This window comes from Curtobacterium sp. PhB136 (assembly GCF_004346855.1).
Lineage (GTDB): Bacteria > Actinomycetota > Actinomycetes > Actinomycetales > Microbacteriaceae > Curtobacterium.
Map to the genome: position 1 here is coordinate 1 of NZ_SMGH01000005.1, position 18,915 is coordinate 18,915.

Below are 18,915 nucleotides of genomic sequence, written 5' to 3' on the forward strand. Positions count from 1 at the left end.
TCTCGCGCGCGCTGGAATGTGGATTGGCGCGTCGGCAGGCGGACCTGCCGCCCTCCTCCGCGCGCTTCGACCTCCTCCGCGCGCTGCGGCCCGGGGGCCCCGCCGGCGCCGGCGGCGCCGTCGGCGCCCTCCGGCGGCGCAGCCGGCAGGTGCACCGTGAACACGGTGTCCCCCGGCACGCTCGCCACCGCGACGGACCCGCCGTGCGCCTGCACGACCGCGTCGACGATCGCGAGCCCGAGGCCCGTCGACCCGGCGCTCCGCGACCGCGAGCTGTCCGCCCGCGCGAACCGCTCGAACAGCTTCGGCAGGAACTCGGGGTCGATCCCCTGCCCGGTGTCCCGGACGGTGAGGTCCACGCCCTCACCGACGGGGGTGAGGCCGACCGTGATGCGGGTGCCCTCCGGGGTGTGCGTCCTGGCGTTGGTGACGAGGTTCACGATCACCTGGTGCAGCCGCGCGGCATCCCCCAGCACGACGACCGGCGTGGAGGGCACGTCGACGGAGATCTCGTGGTCCGGCGACGCCGCGTGCGCGTCGTTCACCGCGTCGAACACCAGCCCGGTCAGGTCGACGTCGTCGAACTGGATCTCCCGGCCCTCGTCGAGGCGGGCGAGGAGCAGCAGGTCCTCGACCATCGACGTCATCCGGACGGACTCGGACTCGATGCGGCTCATCGCGTAGACGACGTCCGGCGGCAGGTCGCCGCCCATCCGGCGGGTGAGCTCGGCGTAGCCGCGGACCGAGGCCAGCGGCGTGCGGAGCTCGTGCGAGGCGTCGGCGACGAACTGCCGGACCTTCTGCTCGGAGCGTTCCCTGGCCTGCATGGCGCCGCCGATGTGTCCGAGCATCCGGTTGAACGCGGCGCCGACGCGGCCGACCTCGGTGCGTGGATCGGTGTCGGGGACGCGCACGCCGTCGAGGGCATCGCTGCGTTCCAGCGGCATCCGCGCGACCGTGGACGCGGTCTCCGCGACGCGTTCGAGGGGGCGGAGGGAGCGCCGGACGACGACCGCGGCGACGACGGAGGCGACCACGAGGGCGGCACCGACGACGAAGATGACCACCCAGAGCAGTGACCACACGCTCTGGTAGACCGGCGACATCGGCAGCCCGACCACCAGCACGGCGTCGTCGAGGTACCCGTTGTCCACGCGGACGGCGGCGACACGGTAGGTCCCGGTGCTGCCGAGGTCGATGGTCGCGGGGGCGATGCCGACCTTGACCTGCCCGAGGCGCTGCAGCTGGTCGGCGCTGAGCGACGAGGGCGAGCCGTCGTCCTCGATCACGATGCCACCGGCACGACCGCCGGTGAAGTAGTACGCGGTCAGGGTCCCGGCTGCCTGTCCCGCCGGGCGGAGCACGTCGTCACCCGGGGGCTGGGAGGTCTGCCCCTGCCCGAACTTGTTCGTGGCACGCTTCGTCGCGGTCTGGAGCTGCTGGTCGATCGCGCCCGTCTGGATCGAGGCGAGCGCGATGATGCTGCCCGCGCCGATCACCGCGCTGACGGCGACGACGAGGGCGACGATGCTCAGGACGAGCCGGCGGCGCAGTGTCATGGGACGAAGGGTCTCAGGAGGTGGGCTTGATGACGTACCCGACACCGCGCACGGTGTGGATCATCGGGGTCTCCCCGGCGTCGATCTTCTTGCGCAGGTAGGAGATGTAGATCTCGACGACGGAGGACTTGCCGCCGAAGTCGTACGACCACACGCGGTCGAGGATCTGCGCCTTGGACAGCACGCGGCGCGGGTTCCGCATCAGGAAGCGGAGCAGCTCGAACTCGGTGGCGGTCAGCTCGATCGGGCGGCCGGAACGGGACACCTCGTACGACTCCTCGTCGAGCACCAGGTCGCCGACGACGATGCGGGAGTCACCGGCCTCGGAGACGGAGATCTGCGATCGGCGGATGAGGCCACGGAGACGCGCGACGACCTCTTCGAGGGAGAACGGCTTGGTGACGTAGTCGTCGCCGCCGGCGGTGAGCCCGGTGACGCGGTCCTCGACGGAGTCCTTCGCGGTGAGGAACAGCACCGGGGTGTCGTCGTTGTTCTGCCGCAGCCGGCTGAGGACCTGCAGGCCGTCGAGGTCCGGCATCATCACGTCGAGCACCATCGCGTCCGGCTTGAACTCGCGCGCCTTGGCGAGGGCGTCCTGGCCGCCGTTCGCGCTCGTGACGTCCCAGCCCTCGTAGCGGAGCGCCATCGAGAGGAGGTCGGTGAGGCTGGCCTCGTCGTCGACGACGAGGATGCGCAACGGCGAACCGTCGGCACGCGTGAGGCGCGGAGCTGCTGCAGGCTGGGAGATGGTCACGTCTTCGAGTATCGAGAGTTTCCTATGAGCGGTCTGTGGAGACCCACTCGGCGGTCTGTGGATGAACGGTCAGCCGTCTCGGGGTCGCATCCGTAGGTTGGCAGGATGATCCGATCCACCGCCTGGCCCGCTGACGCACGCGCCGTCGACGTCGGCCGACTGACGGACACCGCCGGGAGGCCCGGCGCGGCCCGGGCGGACCGGCTCGCCGTCGCGCGGGCGGTCGCGTCCATCACCCCACCCCTGTCCGCGGGCACGGCCGGGCGGGCGTTCGTGACGCTCGCAGCCGTCGCCGCGGTCGACGTCGCGCTCGCCAGGACCGTCGAACCGCACCTCGACGCGCTGGGGATCCTGGCCCAGGCCGGGATCGATGTGCCGGACGGGTCGACGTGGGGCGTGTTCGCGGCGGAGGGGCCCGGGACGCGGCTGACGGCCACCCCGGGCAGCGACGGGTCCGTCGTGCTCGACGGGACGAAGCCGTGGTGCTCGCTCGCGTCGACGCTCTCGCACGCACTGGTCACCGCGCACCGCGGCGACGGCCGGCAGCTGTTCGCGGTCGACCTCCGGCAGGACGGCGTCACCACGCACGACGACGCCTGGGTGGCGCGCGGGATGCCGGACGTGCCGAGCGGTCCGGTGGACTTCGACGGGGTCCGCGCGGCCCCGGTCGGCGATCCCGGCTGGTACCTCACGCGCCCGGGCTTCGCCTGGGGCGGGATCGGTGTCGCCGCGTGCTGGTGGGGTGGCGCCGTCGGGCTCGCCCGGGTCCTCCGCGACCACGCCGCCGCACGTCCGGACGCCGAACTGCTCCGGGTGGCGCTCGGGGCGGTCGTCGCGGACCTCGCCGACGCCGAGGACGCGCTGGCGGACGCCGCGGCCAGGATCGACGCCGACTCCGGCGCCTCCGCCGACGACGTCGACTGGGCGCTGCTCGCGCAGGTCGTCCGCTCCCGGGTCCGCCGGGCCGTCGACGCCGTGCGGACACGGGTGATCGGTGCGCTCGGCCCGGCACCGCTGACCTCCGACGCCGCCGTCGCGGCTCGGGCCGCCGACCTCGAGCTCTACGTCCTGCAGGACCACGGCGACCGGGACCTCGCCCGCATCGGCCGGATGGTCCTCGAGCGCGGCGGTGTCGCGTGGTGAGCTTCGACCACCGGGAACCCGGGACGCCCGCGGCGACCTGGACCCCATTCCTCGACGCCGTCACGCCCCGCCCCGTCGACCTCGCCGACGTCGCCGCGGTCGTCGTCGTCGCGCCGCACCCCGACGACGAGACACTCGGCGCCGGCGGACTGATCGCCACGGCAGCCGACGCCGGGGTCCCCGTGCACGTCGTCCTCGTCACGCTCGGCGAGGGGTCGCACCCGGACTCCCCCACCACCACGGCGGACGAACTCGCCGCGGTCCGCGCCGGAGAGTTCCGCGACGCCCTGGTGGCGCTGCACCCGGACGTGACGGCCGGCTCGCTCGGCGTGCCGGACGTCGGACTCCGCGAGCAGCCGGAGACCCTCCGCGACGCCCTCGTCGCACGGCTGGACGCCACGGCCGAGGCCTCCGGAGGCCGAACGCTGCTCGTCGCCCCGTGGCAAGGGGACGGGCACCGCGACCACCGCGTCGCCGGCGAGGTCGCCGAGGCAGTGGCCTCGGGACGGCCGGAGGTCGACCTGGTGTCCTACCCGATCTGGGCGTGGCACTGGGACCGCCCGGACGCCCCCGCGGCACCGTGGGACACGGCGCACGCCCTCGCCCTGTCCGACGACGTCCTCGACCGGAAGCGCGCCGCTCTCGCCGCGTACCGCTCGCAGGTCCTGCCGCTCTCCCCGGCACCGGGTGACGAGGCGATCGTCGACGAGCGGCACGCGGCGCACCACCTCCGCGACGTCGAGTGGTTCTTCGGCACCGCGGTCCGGACACCGGCGAGCTCGCGGTCACGGGAGTCGTTCGACGCGCACTACGCCCGGAAGCCGGAGGGGTGGGACTTCGACGGCTCCTGGTACGAGCGCCGGAAGCGTGCCGTCACGCTCGCCGCGCTCCCCCGCGAGCGCTACCGCTCCGCGCTCGAGATCGGCTGCGCGACCGGTGTCCTGACGGCGGCGCTGACCGAGCGCGCGGACGACGTCCTCGGCACCGACATCGCCGCGGCGCCCCTCGACCGTGCTCGTACACGCGCACCGCTGGCCCGCTTCCTGCAGGCGGCGCTGCCGGATGACTGGCCCGAGGGGACGTGGGACCTCGTCGTGCTGTCCGAGGTCGGCTACTACCTCTCCGACGCGGACCTCGACCGGACCGTCGACCGCGTCCTCGGCTCGCTCGCCGACGACGGTGTCCTCGTGGCGTGCCACTGGCGGCACCCCGACGACGAGGCGGTCTCGAGCGGGGACGCCGTCGACGCCCGCCTCGCCGAACGGTGGCCGCGTCCGGCGCTCGTGCGCCACGTCGAGGAGGACTTCGTGCTGAGCGTCCTGCCCGGCCCGGGGGTCGTCGCGGTCGCCCGCGCCGAGGGGCTCGTCCGGTGAGCGCCCGTCAGCGCATCGACGTCGTCGTCCCCGCGCACGACGAGGAGGACCGGATCGCCGACTGTCTCGACGCCGTCCTCGTGGCCGCCGAGCGCCTCCGTGCCGAACGCCCCGACGTCGCGGTCGGGGTGACCGTGGTCCTCGACGGCTGCACCGACGACACCGCCCGGATCACCCGCGAGTACCCGGTCGAGGTGCTCGAGACGCCGCGCGTCGGCGTCGGACGAGCACGTTCGCTCGGTGTCGCACGGGCGCTCCAGCACGCACCCCAGCAGGACCCGGGCACCCGGTGGCTCGCCCACACCGACGCCGACTCCCGCGTCGCGCCGGGCTGGCTCGTGCAGCAGGCCGACGCCCTGACCGCCGGTGTCCACGTGCTCGTGGGTGCCGTGGTGCCGGACCCGGACGACCTCGACCCGGTCCTCCTCGCACGCTGGACGACGGCGCACCCGCCGGGGGCCGCCCTCGGCCACGTGCACGGCGCCAACCTCGGGGTGCTCGCCACGGCGTACGTCGCCTTGGGCGGGTTCGACCCCGTGCCGGAGCACGAGGACGTCCGGCTCGTCGAACGCGCCCGTGCCCTCGGGCTCCGCGTCGACGCGACGACGGAGCTGCCGGTGGTCACGAGCGGACGCTTCGACGGACGGACCCCCGGTGGCTACGCCGAGCACCTGCGCCGGAGCTACGGCGACGCGTCCTGACCCGGGCCCTTAGGGAGCTCATAGGGACGCGAGGGTGCGCCCATAACAGCGCTGCCTAGCTTCTCCTCAGTCGGCCCCGCCGCGCTCCCGATGCGCGGCCGGTGACCCGTGTGCCGGCCCACCACCGAGGAGAACCATGTTCCTGACCTACCTCAGGCGCGAACTCACGAACCGCAAGAAGCAGACCGTCATCATCGCGATCGGCATGGCACTCGCCATCGCCCTCGTCGTCATCGTGTCCTCGATCTCCAGCGGTGTGAAGTCGGCACAGTCGAGCGTGCTGCAGTCCGTGTACGGCGTCGGCACCGACATCACGGTCTCGAAGACCGAGACGCCGACGTCGTCGAGCACCGGGCGCCCGAGCTTCGACTTCGGCGACCAGAGCGCTTCCGGCTCCTCGGGCAGCACCAACCTGTCGCAGTCGAAGCTCGCCGTCACACGCGGCACGAGCACCCTCACCGCGGCGAACGTGACGACCGTCACGAACACGGCGGGCGTGAAGGCCGCGACCGGGGTCCTCACCCTCGAGAACAGCACGTTCTCCGGCTCGGTGCAGCAGGGCTCGAGCGACAGCGGCAGCGGCAGCTCCACCGACTCCGGGACCTCCACCCAGAACGGTCCGCCGAGCGGCGGCACCGGCGGCGGCGGCTTCGGCGGCGGTTCCTTCAACGTCGACTCGTTCACCGTGACCGGCATCCCGGTCTCCGGCGACGCCGTCGGGCCGCTGACGAGCACCGAGATCACCAAGGGCCGGACGTTCACGGCCTCCGACGCCGGCAAGGACGTCGTCGTGCTCGACTCGTCGTACGCCAAGAGCGAGTCGAAGGCCGTCGGTGACACCCTCTCGATCGGTGGCACCAAGTTCACCGTGATCGGCATCGTCGCCTCGACCGGTTCCGCATCGACCACCGGCTCGAACACCTACGTGCCGCTCGACACCGCCCAGACCCTCGCGGACCTCAAGGGCAAGGTCACCTCGATCTACGTGTCCGCGCAGTCGTCCTCGGACGTCAGCACCATCAAGACCGCGCTGCAGGCGAAGCTCACGAGCGCCACGGTCTCCACCGAGTCGGACCTCGCCTCGAGCGTCTCGGGCTCGCTCTCGACCGCGTCGAGCCTGGTCTCGAACCTCGGGACGTGGCTCTCGATCCTGGTCCTCGCAGCGGCGTTCCTCATCGCGATCCTCTTCACGATCTCCGGGGTCACCCGACGCACCCGTGAGTTCGGCACCCTCAAGGCGATCGGCTGGTCGAACGGCCGCATCACCCGACAGGTCGCCGGGGAGTCCCTCGTCCAGGGCCTCATCGGTGGCGTGATCGGTGCCGCAGCTGGTCTGATCGGCATCCTCGTGGTCAACGTCATCTCCCCGACGATCTCGGCGAGCGCCACCTCGACCACGGGCCGTGGGGCGGGCGGGACCGGCGGCGCCGGCGGGTTCCCGGGTGGTGCCGCGACCGCCGCGGCGGGCTCCGGCACGACCGGCGGCGCTCCGGCCGGCGGCTTCGGCGGCGGCGGCGCGAGCACCGCGTCGACCACGGACGTCGTCCTGCACGCCCCCGTGACCGTCGAGGTCATCCTGCTGGCGATCGGACTGGCGATCCTCGGCGGCCTCATCGCCGGTGCCCTCGGCGGCTGGCGCGCATCGCGGCTCCGTCCGGCCGAGGCCCTGCGGAGCGTGGCCTGATGGCCGACGCGCGAACGAGAACCGATCCATCGGAACCGACGACAGGAGCAACCGTGACCACCACCGAGACCGCACCCGCTGCCGGCGAGGCGAGCCGAGCCTCCGTCCCGATGTACAAGCTGACGAACGTCAGCAAGACGTACAAGCAGAAGAACCGCACCGTCACCGCCCTGACGAACGTGGACCTGACCATCCCCCAGGGGCAGCTCGTCGCGATCCAGGGCCCGACCGGCGGCGGGAAGTCCACGCTGCTGCAGATGCTGGGCGCGCTGGACCGGCCGAGTGCCGGGTCGGTGAACCTCGGCGAGCGCGACGTCGCCAAGCTCGGTGACGGGGCGCTGACGGACCTCCGGGCGACGGAGATCGGCTTCGTCTTCCAGAGCTTCAACCTGATCCCGACGCTGACGGCGCTGGAGAACGTCGAGACGGCGTTCGCGGGGTCGCTGGCGAACCGCTCCCGGTCCGAGATCCGGCAGCGCGCCACCGACGCCCTGCAGGAGGTCGGCCTCGGCGAGCGGCTCGACCACCTCCCCGCGGAGCTCTCCGGTGGGCAGCAGCAGCGCGTGGCGATCGCGCGGGCCCTCGTGAAGAACCCGAGCGTGCTGCTCGCGGACGAACCGACCGGTGCCCTCGACGAGGCCACCCGTGACGAGATCATGGGGCTCATCGAGCGGCAGTGGAAGGACCGCGGCCTGACGGTCGTGATCGTGACGCACGACTCGTGGGTCGCGAAGCGTGCCGAGCGGCGCCTGCACATCAAGCAGGGGCAGGTCCGCGAGGTCTAGTCCCGCGCACCAGGACGACAACTGCGCAGTCGCACGACTGCGCAGTTGTCGTTCCGGCGTTCAACCGGGGTAGTCGCAGTACGCGAACCACGTCGAGTCCGCGGCCCACGGTGGCACGTTGACCGTTCCCTGGCCGCCGTCGAGCGTGACGAGGGTCTCGGGCACGACCGCGATCCGGGCTCCGCGGACCAGGACGCCCGGCAGCAGCCGCAGCTCCACGCGGTGATCGGCCGGGTGGCCCTGCACGCCCGGCGCGTAGGACAGGTACAGCAGGTGCGCACCGTCCGGCGACACGTGCGGGAACCAGTTCACCCGGTCGTCGTTGGTGATCCGGACGGGGTCGGTCGCACCGGGCCACAGCGACACCAGCTGTGCGGTGCCCGGGGTGAACCGCTCCGAGTTCCAGACGAGCTGGTCGCCGGCGAACGAGACTCCGTCGTCCGGCTGCTCGTCGCGGGTCAGGAACGTCGGGTGCCCCGTGGCTGGATCGACGAGCGCGATGTCGGTCGTCCAGACGCCGTCCTCGGTCCGCTCCCCCACGATCGCCGCGAGCGACGAGCCGTCGGCGGCGATCCCGTGCAGGTAGAACTTGCGGAACACCGGCAGCGCTGCCGCGGTGTCCGTGATGCGTTCCCCGGTGCCGCCGGCCGGCAGCGGGACGCGGTACAGCTCGCCGTCGCGGCCGCTCACCACGACGGCCTGGCCGGACGGGTCGAGCACGTGGTCGTTGTTGATCTCGGCCACGCCGTGCAACGGGACGCGCTCGAGCGCGGTCTCGTCCAGGACGGTGTCCGTGCCCCGCTCGGGCAGGCGCAGCAGCCAGAGGTCGCCGTCGGCGTTCAGCACCAGCGTCTGCTCGTCGAGCACGTTCGGCGCCTCGACGAGCACCGTGCCGGACGCGAACACGAGCCGGCTGGACCGGGCCTCGACGTCGTACACGTGCACGCGGCTGCGCTGCCCCGGCCGGAGCTGTCGTCCCCTGGTGTCGCTCATGCGTCCATCCTGTCGTGCGCGGCGCGGCGTCGCGCCCGGCGGCGCGCCCGGCGCGGCACTCGGCCCGGCCGGCCTCGCGCCCGGTTCGGCCCGGCGTCGCACAACGGAAGACGGTCCGCACCACGGGAAACCGTGGTGCGAACCGTCTTGGGTTGTGCGGTGCCGATCAGCGCCGCCGCTGCCGTCGGCGCTTACTTCACCGCACCCGCGGTGAGGCCGGCGACGAACTGGCGCTGCACGACGAGGAACGCGATGACGACCGGGATCGAGACCACGAGCGACGCGGCCATGATCTGGTTCCAGTACACGTTCGTCTGCGTCGAGTACTGCTGCAGACCGACCGCGAGCGTCTGCCCGTTGCCGTTCGTCATCACCGAGGCGAAGAGCACCTCGCCCCATGCCGTCATGAAGGAGTAGATCCCCACGGCGACCAGACCCGGACGGGCCGAGGGCAGGATGATCCGGAACAGCGCACCCATCGGGCCCGAGCCGTCGACCATCGCGGCCTCGTCGAGCTCACGCGGGATGGTCTCGAAGTACCCGGCGAGCATCCAGATCGAGAACGGGAGCGTGAACGTCAGGTAGGTGATGATCAGGCCGAGCCAGCTGCCGACGAGCTGGATGCCGAGGGTCTGCCCGAGGTTCGTGAAGATGAGGAACAGCGGGAGCAGGAACAGCACGCCGGGGAACATCTGCGTCGAGAGCACCGTCGTGGTGAAGGCGCTCTTGCCCTTGAAGTTCCACCGCGACACCGCGTAGGCGGCGAAGGTGGCGATGATCAGCGAGAACACCGTCGCGACCGTGCAGACCACGAGCGAGTTGATGAAGTACCGGCCGAGCGGAACCGTCGACCACATGTCGATGAACGGCTGGAAGGTGATGTTGGTCGGAATCCACGTGAAGTCGTTCTGCACGTCACCGAGCGGCTTGATGGCCGTGGTGATCATCACGTAGAGGGGCACGACCGTGAAGACGGTCAGGAGTGCCAGGACGATGACCTTGAAGGACTTGGCGCCCATTGTTTCACGCACGGACGGACCTCCGGTTGGTGACGGCGAGGTAGATGCCGGTGACGACGAGCAGGAAGAGGAGGAGGAGCACGCTCATCGCGGCACCGGAGCCGAAGTTCCAGGTGATGAACGAGGCGTTGTAGATGTGGAAGCTGAGCAGGTCGGCTGCCGGGGGCTGCGCCGTCGAACCGAAGAGGACGTACGGCGTGTTGAAGTCGTTGAAGGTCCAGAGGAACATCACGAGCACGAGGGTCACGTTCACCGGGCGGACCATCGGCAGCGTGATCGAACGCCACTGGCGGAACGGCTTCGCACCGTCGACCGAAGCGGCCTCGTACACGTCAGCGGGGACCGACTGCAGGCCGGCCATGAGCATCAGGAACGCGAACGGCCAGGTCTTCCAGATCGCGACGACGACGACGGCCACGAAGGCGTTGTTGCCGATGAGCCAGAACGGGGCGACACCGTTGAAGAGGTGCAGCTGGTCGACGAGCAGGTGGTTCAGGGCACCCGAGTCACGCTGGAACATGAACTTCCAGGTGATGACGCCGGCGTACATCGGCAGCGCGTAGGGCACCAGGAACAGGGTGCGGAACAGGCCGCGGCCCTTGAACGGCTTCTGCAGCGCGACGGCCGCCATCATGCCGAAGCCCCACGACAGGCCGACCACCAGGACCGTGAACGCGCAGGTGATGAGGAACGAGTTGAGGAGTCCCTTGCCGATCGCCTGGTTGAAGTCCACGGCGACCGCGTAGTTGTGCAGGCCTGCCCAGGGCGCAGCGCCCCAGTTCGCGATGAAGTACTTGGTGAGCTGCACGAAGCTGATCCAGATGCCGACGAGCATCGGCACGATGTGGATCAGCAGCTCGAAGAGGATGGCGGGACCGACGAGCGCGTACGGCAGCCACTGCAGGCGGCGCTTCCCACGCGGCGGTGGACCCGACAGGGTCGGCGCCTTCGTGTGCGTCAGGTCGATGGCCTCGGAGTCAGGCAGGACCGTCGTGGACATGGGCAGGGCCTTTCGGCTTCAGGTGGTTTTCGGGTGCTGTGCCAGCCGTGGCAGCGGCTGTGGAGCTGAGGGGTGGAGACCCGGGGCGCGCCCTGCGGACGCGCCCCGGGCCTCCAGGCTGGGTGTGGATCAGCCGTTCGCCTGGGACACCTGGTCCTGGGCGGTCTGGAGCGCGGACTTGATGTCAGCAGTGGACACGGTGCCACCGGTTGCCATCTTGGCGAACATGTCGTTCATCGCCTTGCCGACCGTGGACTCGAACTGGTCCTCGGCGGGCACCAGCGGGAGCGGCTTCGCCTTGTTGTTGTAGATGTCGAGGAACGTCTTCGTCTGCTCGTCGGTGACCGAGTCAGCCGCAGCAGCGAGCACCGGCAGCGCCGAGTACGGCTTGTCGAGCGTCGTCTGCGTGGATGCGCTGGTCATGTACTTGACGAACTTGAGGGCGCCGTCCTTGTTCTTCGTGTTCTTGAAGATCGACAGGTTGATGCCGGCGGGGAAGGACGCGATGTCCTTCGCGCCGGTCGGGGCGGGGAGTGCCACGACGCCGTACTCGTCCGACTTCATGCCGAGCGACTCGATCGTCGCGTTCGCGTTGTTCTGGTTGAGGATGAACGCGGCCTTCTTGTTCGCGAAGTCCGTCACCGACTGGGTGGCGTTGTCGTACTGCGCGTTCGACGGGTTCGCGACCTTGGAGACCTGCATGAGGTCGAGGTAGCGCTTGATGCCGTCGACGTTCGCCTTGGACGTGAAGGTCGGCTTGCCGTCCTTGTCGAACCACTCGCCACCGTTCTGGGCCGAGTTGATGAACGCGAAGTGCGAGTTCTCCGTGTACGAACCGCCGGCGAGGCTGAACCCGTAGGTGCTGCCGGTGGTCAGCTTCTTGGCGTCGGTGACCAGGTCCTCCCACGTGGTGGGCGGGGTGATCCCGGCGTCCTTCAGCATCGCCTTGTTGTAGTACAGGCCGTAGGCGAGGCCGTAGAGCGGGACGCTCGTGACGGTCTTGCCGGGGGCGCCACCGGTCGAGAGCGCGACCTTGCCGAACTTGTCGGACCCGCCGATCGCCTTCATCTCCGAGGAACCGAACTCCTGGAAGGCGCCGGTGGCCTGGAGCGAAGTCGCCCACGTGTTGCCGATGTTGACGACGTCCGGGCCCTGGCCCGAGGTGACGGCGGTCTGGATCTTCGTCTGCAGGTCGTTCCACCCGATGACCTGGAGGTTGACCTTGATCCCGGTCTCCTTGGTGAACTTCTTGAGGACGGGGGTCAGCACCTCCTTGTCGTTCTGGAGGGACGTGCCCTGGTTCGACGCCCAGTAGGTGAGCGTCTTGGAGTCGCCGGAGGAACCGGACGACCCGGAGGAGCAGGCTGCGAGGCCGGTCACGGTGAGTGCCGCGGCCGCGGTGATGGCCAGTGCGCGGATGGCAGTGCGCATGACTCTCTACTTTCTCGTCGTTGAGATGGTGCAGTGGGTGGTGCTTCGGGTACTTGCTGTGTGGTGTTGCGGGTCAGACCAGGGTCTGCTCCGCGGATCCGCAGGTCAGACCAGGGTCTGCTCTGCGGGGTCCCAGCCCTCGTCGAGGGTCTGGGAGGGCGACACGGTGCTCGCAACGAGCACCGCCTCGCCACGTTCGGCGCTCTCGGCGATGGAGACCATCACGTCGAGGGCGTGGAAGGCGAGCGCACCGGGAACCCGGTTCGTCTCGCCCGCACGGAGGGAGCGGGCCAGGTCGACCACGCCGGTGCCGCGCGAGTAGGTGGAGCCGACGGCCGCGATGGTCTCGGGCTCGTCGGCACCGAGCGAGTACAGCTCGGTGTCGCCGTCGAAGTTGTTCGGGTCCGGGAACACGACGGTCCCGGTCTCACCGGCGATCTCGACGACACCGGTGCGGCCGCGGTCGGACTCGAACGAGAAGACGCTCTGGGCGCTCCCGCCGTTCTCGAACTCGATGAGGGCCGAGTGGTTCGTCGGGACCTCGACCGGGAACTCGGTGCCGGCCTTCGGACCCGAGCCGATGGTCCGCGTGGCACGCGACTTCGACGAGGTCGCGGTGACCTTGGCGACCGGGCCGAACACCTGCACGAGGGTCGTGATGTAGTACGGGCCGATGTCGAACAGCGGGCCGGCGCCGTAGGCGAAGAGGAACTCGGGGCTCGGGTGCCAGGACTCCGGGCCGGGGCTCTGGAAGAGCGTCAGGCCGTTGAGGGGCGTGCCGATCCGGCCGTCGCGGATCGTGCGGAGCGCGGTCTGCAGGCCGGCGCCGAGGAACGTGTCCGGCGCGACGGAGACCGTGAGGCCGGCGGCAGCTGCGGCGTCGCGGAGCTGCGCGGCGCTCTCGCGGTCGAGTGCGTAGGGCTTCTCGCCCCAGACGTGCTTGCCGGCGGCGATGGCCTGCAGGGCGACCTCGACGTGGGCGGCCGGGATGGTCAGGTTCACGACGATCTCGATGTCGTCGTCGGCGAGGAGCTCCGCCACCGAACCCGAGCGAGCGACGCCCCACTTGGCGGCCTGCTCCGCGGCGCGGGGCTCGTCGATGTCGGCGATGAAGCGGACCTCGACGTCGGGGAAGACGGTGAGGTTGCCGAGGTACTGGTCCGAGATGACCCCGGCGCCGATGACGCCGACGCCGACCGGGCCGGTCTTGGTGGACTTGCTGACCGCGGGGGTCACAGCGGTGTCGGTCATGCGTTGGCTCCCTGCAGGAAGGTGTAGGAGTCGGCGACGGCCTGGAACACGTCACCCTCGTGGTCGTCGAGCTCGATCACGTGCAGCGCGTTCGGCGCCGCCGCGATGATCTCGCGGATCGGCATGATGCCGTTGCCGACCGCGACCTGCTTCTTGTCGTCGTGCGAGCCGTCGCCGTCCTTGACGTGCAGGAACTGGACCTTGTCGCCGAGCTGCTCGATGACGGCCACCGGGTCGTCGCCGCCGACCTTCACCCAGTACGTGTCGAGCTCGAGCACGACGTCGTCGGACAGCGCGCCGGCGAAGACCTCGTAGGCGCTGACGCCGTCGATGCGGTTCGAGAACTCGAACGCGTGGTTGTGGTAGCCGATGGTCAGACCGTGGTCCGCCGCACGCGGGGCCAGTGCGCTGAGTTCGCGGGCGATCGCCTCGACGTCCTCGCGGGTGGTCCAGCGGGCCTCGTCGATGTGCGGGTCGATCAGCGTCTCGGTGCCGATCGTCGCCGTGGCGTGGAAGATGCGCTCGAGGTCCTGCTCGCCCGCGTCCAGCAGCCGGGCGTGGCCGCTCGGCGCGGCGAGGCCGGCGTCCTTCAGTGCGGCTGCGTACTCGTCGGCGCGGTCCACGTAGCCGAAGAGTTCGACGTTCGTGAATCCGATGCCGGCGATGCGCTGCAGGGTGCCGGGCAGATCGGCACTGAGCGCGTCGCGGACCGTGTAGAGCTGGACCGAAAGCGGTTGGGTCACCAGGTTCTCCTCATCGAGTGGTGTGGTCGACGTCGACCGTGCGTCACACTACGAGGACTTCTGTCGGCGGTCAAGCAGAAGTTCGCAAATCTTCGACGGACTTCGTTGCGCGTCTCGTTCGATGTGTGTTTCACTCCCTCCATGGTCGACTTGACACGGACGGCAGCGTCGCCTCCGGTCGGGACGAGCGAGCTCTTCCAGATCCTCCGCGACGGTGTGCCGCGGACCCGGGCAGAGCTCGCCGCACTGACAGGGGCAGCACGCTCGACGATCGGCGTGCGCCTCGACGCCCTCAGCGAGGTCGGACTGGTCGGTCCGGTCCAGACGGCCGCGTCCACCGGTGGCCGCCCGCCGGCGCAGGTCGCCCTGCGCCCGACGTCGCGCCTGGTGATCGCCGCCGACCTCGGCGCCTCCCACGGACGCGTCGCCGTCACGGACCTCGTCGCCGCGCCGCTCGCCACCCGCGAGGCACGCATCGACATCGCCGCCGGCCCGGTCCCCACGCTCACCTGGCTCGTGCAGGCCATCGACGAGCTCCTCGACGAGGTCGGCCGCGCCCGCGACGACGTCATCGCGATCGGCATCGGCGTCCCCGGACCGGTCGAGTTCTCCACGGGCCGACCGGCGAACCCGCCGATCATGCCCGGGTGGGACGGCTTCGACGTCCCCGCGTGGCTCCGACAGCACATCCAGGCGCACGTCCTCCTCGACAACGACGTGAACATCGCCGCGCTCGGCGAGCGGGAGCACGGGTGGCCGGACGTCGACCACCTGCTGTTCGTCAAGGTCGCGACGGGCATCGGCTCCGGGATCGTGTCCGACGGCGCCCTCCAGCGCGGCGCGCAGGGCACGGCGGGCGACATCGGCCACGTCCGGGTCTCGCGCGCCGGCGACATGCCGTGCCACTGCGGCAACACCGGCTGCCTGGAGGCGGTCGCGTCCGGCCCGGCGATCGCCCGTGCACTCCGCGCCAGGGGCCACGACGTGCACACCAGCGCCGACGTCATCGAGCTGGTCAACCGGTCGGACCTCGACGCGATCGGCGCCGTGCGGCAGGCCGGACGGGACATCGGCGAGGTCCTCGCGACGTGCATCTCGCTCATCAACCCGTCGGTCATCGTCCTCGGCGGTTCGATGACGCAGGCCGGGGAGCACCTCCTCGCCGGTGTGCGAGAGGTGGTCTACTCCCGCTCGATGCCGCTCGCGACCGAGCACCTGGTGATCGCGCCGTCCCGGGCGGGTGGCATCGCGGCACTGCAGGGAGCGGCGGCGCTGGCGATCGGCTACGCGCTCTCCCCCGCCGGGGTCGACGAGCTCGTCGCGTTCGCCGAGGGGCGCGAGCTGGTCTCCTGACCACGCGGTCCGGCGCGGCGCGGTGCGCCGGTTTCGTCCTGACGGTGGTCGGGGTGAGAATCGACGGGTGACGATCGTGCAGCCCACCCTGTGGGGCGACAGCCTGGAGGCCGTGCCCGGCCCGGGTGCGTCGGCTGCGGCCGTCCACGACACCTTCACCGCCCTGCGCGGCCACTCGGAACGGATCGTCGCGCACTCGTCCGACCGCGTCGCCTGGCTCCGCGCCCGCGCCGCCGGCATCACCGCCACGGACGTCGCCCGGCTCGCGTCCCTGCGGGCGGTCGAAGCGGTCGTGATGGACAAGCGCTACGGGTCCCGGTTCTCCGGCAACGCGTACACCGAGCACGGCAAGGACCGCGAACCCGTCATCGCCGCGTGGGTCGCCGCCACACACGGCATCCTCCCGTCGGCGCACCTGTTCCACGCGGCCGCGAACCGCGCACACCTCGCCACCCCCGACGGCGTCGGCCACGACCGTGACGGCCGGCTCCTGCTCGCCGAGATCAAGACGACCTCGACCGGCTGGAAACGCGTCCCCCGGCACTACCTCCGGCAGGTCTGGTGGCAGCAGTACGTCCTCGGCGCCGAGCGCACCCTGTTCGTCTGGGAGCACCACGACGACTTCGTGCCGATCGCCGACGAGCCCGAGTGCCGGTGGATCGACCGCGACGACGACCAGATCCGCGGCCTCATCACCCTCGCGGACATGGTGCTCGACCGGCTCCGCAACGCCCGCTCGTAGTCCCCCTGGACCAGCCCGGCCCGTGCGTCGTATGCTGACCTCCACAGCAGCCCCGGACCCCGGCCGCAGTCATCACTCCACGTGTTCCGACGTCGTCGGCGCGCGTGGTTCAAGCTGGCCGAGTGCTCCTGATCCGTCCTCGACCGGTAGACCCGTCGTGTCCCGGAGTGCAACGGAGCGCCCCGTCCATCGGACACCGCGGGAGGGTGCACCCCGCGTCCAGGGGGACGGTGCGGACTGCACCCCGGGTCGGCGGAGTCCCGGACCCGACGGGGCTCCGCCGGTTCCCGGTGACGCCACGGCGTCGGCGGTTCCCGGTGACGCCCCGGCGTCGCTCAGAGCTTGACGAGACGGAGCCGGCTCATGCCGACCACCAGGACGCCCATCAGCGCGATGAAGACCGCCACCCCGAGCGAGTACAGCGCCACGGCGCCGTAGCCCTGCGCCGGGTCGAGGAACGGGTACGGCACCCAGCCGTCGGTCGCGCCGCGGATCAGGATGACGACGAGCCACACCGCCGGGTAGAGCAGGAACCACCAGACGTGCCGGAGCAGGAGCTTCGCACGGTCGGAGAAGAGCAGCCAGTCGAGCACGGCGTACACCGGCAGGATCTTGTGCAGGACGTCGTTCGACCACTGCACGGTGAACGAGTTGTCGAGGGCGGCGTTCACGAGCAGGGTGTTGTAGACGATTCCCGTGGTGGCGATGTACACCGTCGCGGCGCCGCGGAACACCGAGACCCCGAGCCCGTCGCGCTTCCGTCGCGCCGCAGCCACCAGCGTGATCGCGAACGCCGCGGCGATGAACACGTTCGACTGGATCGTGAAGTACCCGAAGAAGTTGAAGAAGGCGTACGTGGGGCTCTCGACGCTCCGGATGAACTGCGCGACGATCGCGGCGACGACGGCGATCACGGCGATGAGCCGCAGGGCGTTGACCAGGGTGCGCACGATGCAACGCTACCGGGCGGTGCCGCGCCGCGCCGTGGACGCAGCAAGGCCCGCACCGAAACCGGTGCGGGCCTTGCTGGAGCAGATCAGATCAGATCGATCAGATGCCGTTGACGCCCAGCGGGATGGGTCCTGTGAACCCTGTGCCGAAGGTCGTCAGATGCTGTTGACGTCGAGCGGGATGCCCGGGCCGAAGGTCGTCGAGACGGCGCCCTTCATGACGTAACGGCCCTTCGAGGCGGACGGCTTGAGGCGGTTGATCTCCTCGAGCGCGGTCGTGATGTTCTCGTCGAGCTGCTCCGGGGTGAACGAGGCCTTGCCGACGACGAAGTGCACGTTGGAGTGCTTGTCGACGCGGAACTCGATCTTGCCGCCCTTGATGTCGTTGACGGCCTGCGCGACGTTCGGGGTCACGGTGCCGGTCTTCGGGTTCGGCATGAGGCCACGCGGGCCGAGCACCTTGCCGAGACGACCGACCTTGCCCATGAGCTCCGGGGTCGAGACCGCGGAGTCGAACGAGGTGTAGCCCTCGGCGACCTTCGCGATGAGCTCGTCGCCACCGACCTCGTCGGCGCCGGCGGCGATGGCGGCCTCAGCCGCGGCACCCGTCGCGAAGACGATGACGCGGGAGGTCTTGCCGGTGCCGTGCGGCAGGATGACGGTGCCACGGACCATCTGGTCCGCCTTGCGGGGGTCGACGCCGAGCTTGAGCGCGACCTCGACCGTGGAGTCGGTCTTCGCAGAGCCGGTCTCCTTGGCCAGGGCGACGGCCTCGGTCGGGGTGTAGAACTTGTCGGCCTCGATCTTCGCGGCCGCGGCCTGGTAGGCCTTGGACTTCTTCGCCATGGTGGTCTCCTTGCGAGATACGTGGTTGGCGAGCCGGCGAGGCTCTCCCACGGAAGTGTTGGGGGTGTGGACCTGAGTGGGGTGAGGCTTACGCCTCGACCGTGATGCCCATCGAGCGAGCAGTGCCGGCGATGATCTTCGCGGCCTGGTCGATGTCGTTGGCGTTCAGGTCGGCCTGCTTGGTCTCGGCGATCTGACGGACCTGGTCCATCGAGATCTTCGCGACCTTGACCGTGTGCGGGGTCGCGGACCCCTTCTGCACACCCGCAGCCTTCTTGATGAGCTCAGCAGCCGGCGGGGTCTTGAGGACGAACGTGAACGAACGGTCCTCGTAGACGGTGATCTCCACCGGGACGACGTTGCCGCGCTGCGACTCGGTCGCGGCGTTGTACGCCTTGCAGAACTCCATGATGTTCACGCCGTGCTGACCGAGCGCCGGACCGATCGGCGGGGCCGGGTTGGCGGCTCCCGCGTTGATCTGCAGCTTGATCAGGCCCGTGACCTTCTTCTTCGGTGCCATGTCTGTTTCCTCCTGGTTGCGAACGCACGGGGATCCGTGCACTCTCCCGCGTGGTCGGCGGATCCGAC

18 protein-coding genes are annotated in these 18,915 nt (G+C 70.5%); 7 read left to right on the forward strand and 11 right to left on the reverse strand.

Features of this window, described 5'->3' with window-relative positions:
• A partial coding sequence (locus tag EDF27_RS06355; RefSeq protein ID WP_132047829.1) for a HAMP domain-containing sensor histidine kinase occupies positions 1-1,559 on the reverse strand: 1,559 nt, incomplete at its 3' end.
• 13 nt (positions 1,560-1,572) lie between these two features.
• Positions 1,573-2,313, reverse strand: a complete 741-nt coding sequence (locus EDF27_RS06360; protein ID WP_123655475.1) for a response regulator transcription factor — start codon at positions 2,311-2,313, stop codon at positions 1,573-1,575.
• A gap of 105 nt (positions 2,314-2,418) precedes the next feature.
• Here EDF27_RS06360 and EDF27_RS06365 point away from each other — a divergent pair, with 105 nt between their 5' ends.
• From EDF27_RS06365 to EDF27_RS06385, 5 genes are all read left to right on the forward strand, one after another.
• On the forward strand, positions 2,419-3,456 hold the full coding sequence (locus EDF27_RS06365) for an acyl-CoA dehydrogenase family protein (protein WP_132047831.1): 1,038 nt from the start codon (positions 2,419-2,421) through the stop codon (positions 3,454-3,456).
• The gene (locus tag EDF27_RS06370; RefSeq protein ID WP_132047833.1) at positions 3,450-4,829 is read left to right on the forward strand and encodes a PIG-L family deacetylase; all 1,380 of its coding nucleotides are present in this window, start codon (positions 3,450-3,452) and stop codon (positions 4,827-4,829) included. Before EDF27_RS06365 ends, EDF27_RS06370 begins: the two co-directional genes overlap by 7 nt.
• Positions 4,826-5,530, forward strand: coding sequence for a glycosyltransferase (locus tag EDF27_RS06375; RefSeq protein WP_243698234.1), 705 nt, complete (start codon positions 4,826-4,828; stop codon positions 5,528-5,530). Before EDF27_RS06370 ends, EDF27_RS06375 begins: the two co-directional genes overlap by 4 nt.
• Before the next feature lie 136 nt (positions 5,531-5,666).
• Positions 5,667-7,214: an ABC transporter permease gene (locus EDF27_RS06380; protein ID WP_132047837.1), complete on the forward strand. Its 1,548-nt coding sequence runs from the start codon at positions 5,667-5,669 to the stop codon at positions 7,212-7,214.
• 110 nt (positions 7,215-7,324) lie between these two features.
• The gene (locus EDF27_RS06385) at positions 7,325-7,999 is read left to right on the forward strand and encodes an ABC transporter ATP-binding protein (protein WP_123655974.1); all 675 of its coding nucleotides are present in this window, start codon (positions 7,325-7,327) and stop codon (positions 7,997-7,999) included.
• A 60-nt stretch (positions 8,000-8,059) separates the two neighbouring features.
• Here EDF27_RS06385 and EDF27_RS06390 read toward each other — a convergent pair whose 3' ends face one another.
• From EDF27_RS06390 to EDF27_RS06415, 6 genes are all read right to left on the reverse strand, one after another.
• Positions 8,060-8,992 carry a biopolymer transporter Tol gene (locus EDF27_RS06390; RefSeq protein ID WP_132047839.1) on the reverse strand — a complete coding sequence of 311 codons (933 nt, stop codon included), beginning with the start codon at positions 8,990-8,992 and terminating at the stop codon, positions 8,060-8,062.
• Positions 8,993-9,183: 191 nt separating this feature from the next.
• Complete coding sequence (locus EDF27_RS06395) at positions 9,184-10,023, reverse strand: carbohydrate ABC transporter permease (RefSeq protein ID WP_123655481.1); 840 nt, start codon at positions 10,021-10,023, stop codon at positions 9,184-9,186.
• Positions 10,016-11,011 carry a sugar ABC transporter permease gene (locus EDF27_RS06400; RefSeq protein ID WP_185017392.1) on the reverse strand — a complete coding sequence of 332 codons (996 nt, stop codon included), beginning with the start codon at positions 11,009-11,011 and terminating at the stop codon, positions 10,016-10,018. Before EDF27_RS06400 ends, EDF27_RS06395 begins: the two co-directional genes overlap by 8 nt.
• A 129-nt stretch (positions 11,012-11,140) precedes the next feature.
• On the reverse strand, positions 11,141-12,442 hold the full coding sequence (locus EDF27_RS06405) for a sugar ABC transporter substrate-binding protein (protein WP_123655482.1): 1,302 nt from the start codon (positions 12,440-12,442) through the stop codon (positions 11,141-11,143).
• Between the two features lie 105 nt (positions 12,443-12,547).
• On the reverse strand, positions 12,548-13,693 hold the full coding sequence (locus tag EDF27_RS06410; protein WP_123655483.1) for a Gfo/Idh/MocA family oxidoreductase: 1,146 nt from the start codon (positions 13,691-13,693) through the stop codon (positions 12,548-12,550).
• Positions 13,690-14,436 carry a sugar phosphate isomerase/epimerase gene (locus EDF27_RS06415; protein ID WP_123655484.1) on the reverse strand — a complete coding sequence of 249 codons (747 nt, stop codon included), beginning with the start codon at positions 14,434-14,436 and terminating at the stop codon, positions 13,690-13,692. The genes EDF27_RS06410 and EDF27_RS06415 overlap by 4 nt, the downstream gene beginning before the upstream one ends.
• A 141-nt stretch (positions 14,437-14,577) precedes the next feature.
• Between EDF27_RS06415 and EDF27_RS06420 the strand changes: the two genes are divergently transcribed.
• Positions 14,578-15,789 (forward strand): ROK family protein, encoded by a 1,212-nt coding sequence (locus EDF27_RS06420; RefSeq protein ID WP_207909574.1) that lies wholly within the window; start codon positions 14,578-14,580, stop codon positions 15,787-15,789.
• 163 nt (positions 15,790-15,952) lie between these two features.
• Entirely contained in the window at positions 15,953-16,531 is a 579-nt protein-coding gene (locus EDF27_RS06425; RefSeq protein ID WP_243698278.1) for a YqaJ viral recombinase family protein, read from the forward strand.
• Between the two features lie 335 nt (positions 16,532-16,866).
• Here the strand turns inward: EDF27_RS06425 and EDF27_RS06430 are convergent, their stop codons facing one another.
• The 3 genes from EDF27_RS06430 to rplK all read right to left on the reverse strand — a co-directional run bounded on the left by EDF27_RS06430 (position 16,867) and on the right by rplK (position 18,847).
• Positions 16,867-17,481 carry a Pr6Pr family membrane protein gene (locus EDF27_RS06430; RefSeq protein WP_165931381.1) on the reverse strand — a complete coding sequence of 205 codons (615 nt, stop codon included), beginning with the start codon at positions 17,479-17,481 and terminating at the stop codon, positions 16,867-16,869.
• Positions 17,482-17,637: 156 nt separating this feature from the next.
• Positions 17,638-18,327, reverse strand: a complete 690-nt coding sequence (rplA, locus tag EDF27_RS06435) for a 50S ribosomal protein L1 (protein WP_123655487.1) — start codon at positions 18,325-18,327, stop codon at positions 17,638-17,640.
• 88 nt (positions 18,328-18,415) lie between these two features.
• A complete protein-coding gene (gene rplK / locus EDF27_RS06440; RefSeq protein WP_056118868.1) occupies positions 18,416-18,847 on the reverse strand; it encodes a 50S ribosomal protein L11 in 432 nt (143 codons plus the stop codon).
• Positions 18,848-18,915: the final 68 nt, after the last annotated feature.

What these genes read in the sequence shown, in the direction of transcription:
- rplA (WP_123655487.1), bottom strand. Translation starts at nt 18,327, where the DNA reads ATGGCGAAGAAGTCCAAGGCCTACCAGGCCGCGGCCGCGAAGATCGAG.
- rplK (WP_056118868.1), bottom strand. Translation starts at nt 18,847, where the DNA reads ATGGCACCGAAGAAGAAGGTCACGGGCCTGATCAAGCTGCAGATCAAC.
- EDF27_RS06365 (WP_132047831.1), top strand. Translation starts at nt 2,419, where the DNA reads ATGATCCGATCCACCGCCTGGCCCGCTGACGCACGCGCCGTCGACGTC.
- EDF27_RS06380 (WP_132047837.1), top strand. Translation starts at nt 5,667, where the DNA reads ATGTTCCTGACCTACCTCAGGCGCGAACTCACGAACCGCAAGAAGCAG.
- EDF27_RS06405 (WP_123655482.1), bottom strand. Translation starts at nt 12,442, where the DNA reads ATGCGCACTGCCATCCGCGCACTGGCCATCACCGCGGCCGCGGCACTC.
- EDF27_RS06400 (WP_185017392.1), bottom strand. Translation starts at nt 11,011, where the DNA reads ATGTCCACGACGGTCCTGCCTGACTCCGAGGCCATCGACCTGACGCAC.
- EDF27_RS06410 (WP_123655483.1), bottom strand. Translation starts at nt 13,693, where the DNA reads ATGACCGACACCGCTGTGACCCCCGCGGTCAGCAAGTCCACCAAGACC.
- EDF27_RS06385 (WP_123655974.1), top strand. Translation starts at nt 7,325, where the DNA reads ATGTACAAGCTGACGAACGTCAGCAAGACGTACAAGCAGAAGAACCGC.
- EDF27_RS06390 (WP_132047839.1), bottom strand. Translation starts at nt 8,992, where the DNA reads ATGAGCGACACCAGGGGACGACAGCTCCGGCCGGGGCAGCGCAGCCGC.
- EDF27_RS06420 (WP_207909574.1), top strand. Translation starts at nt 14,578, where the DNA reads ATGGTCGACTTGACACGGACGGCAGCGTCGCCTCCGGTCGGGACGAGC.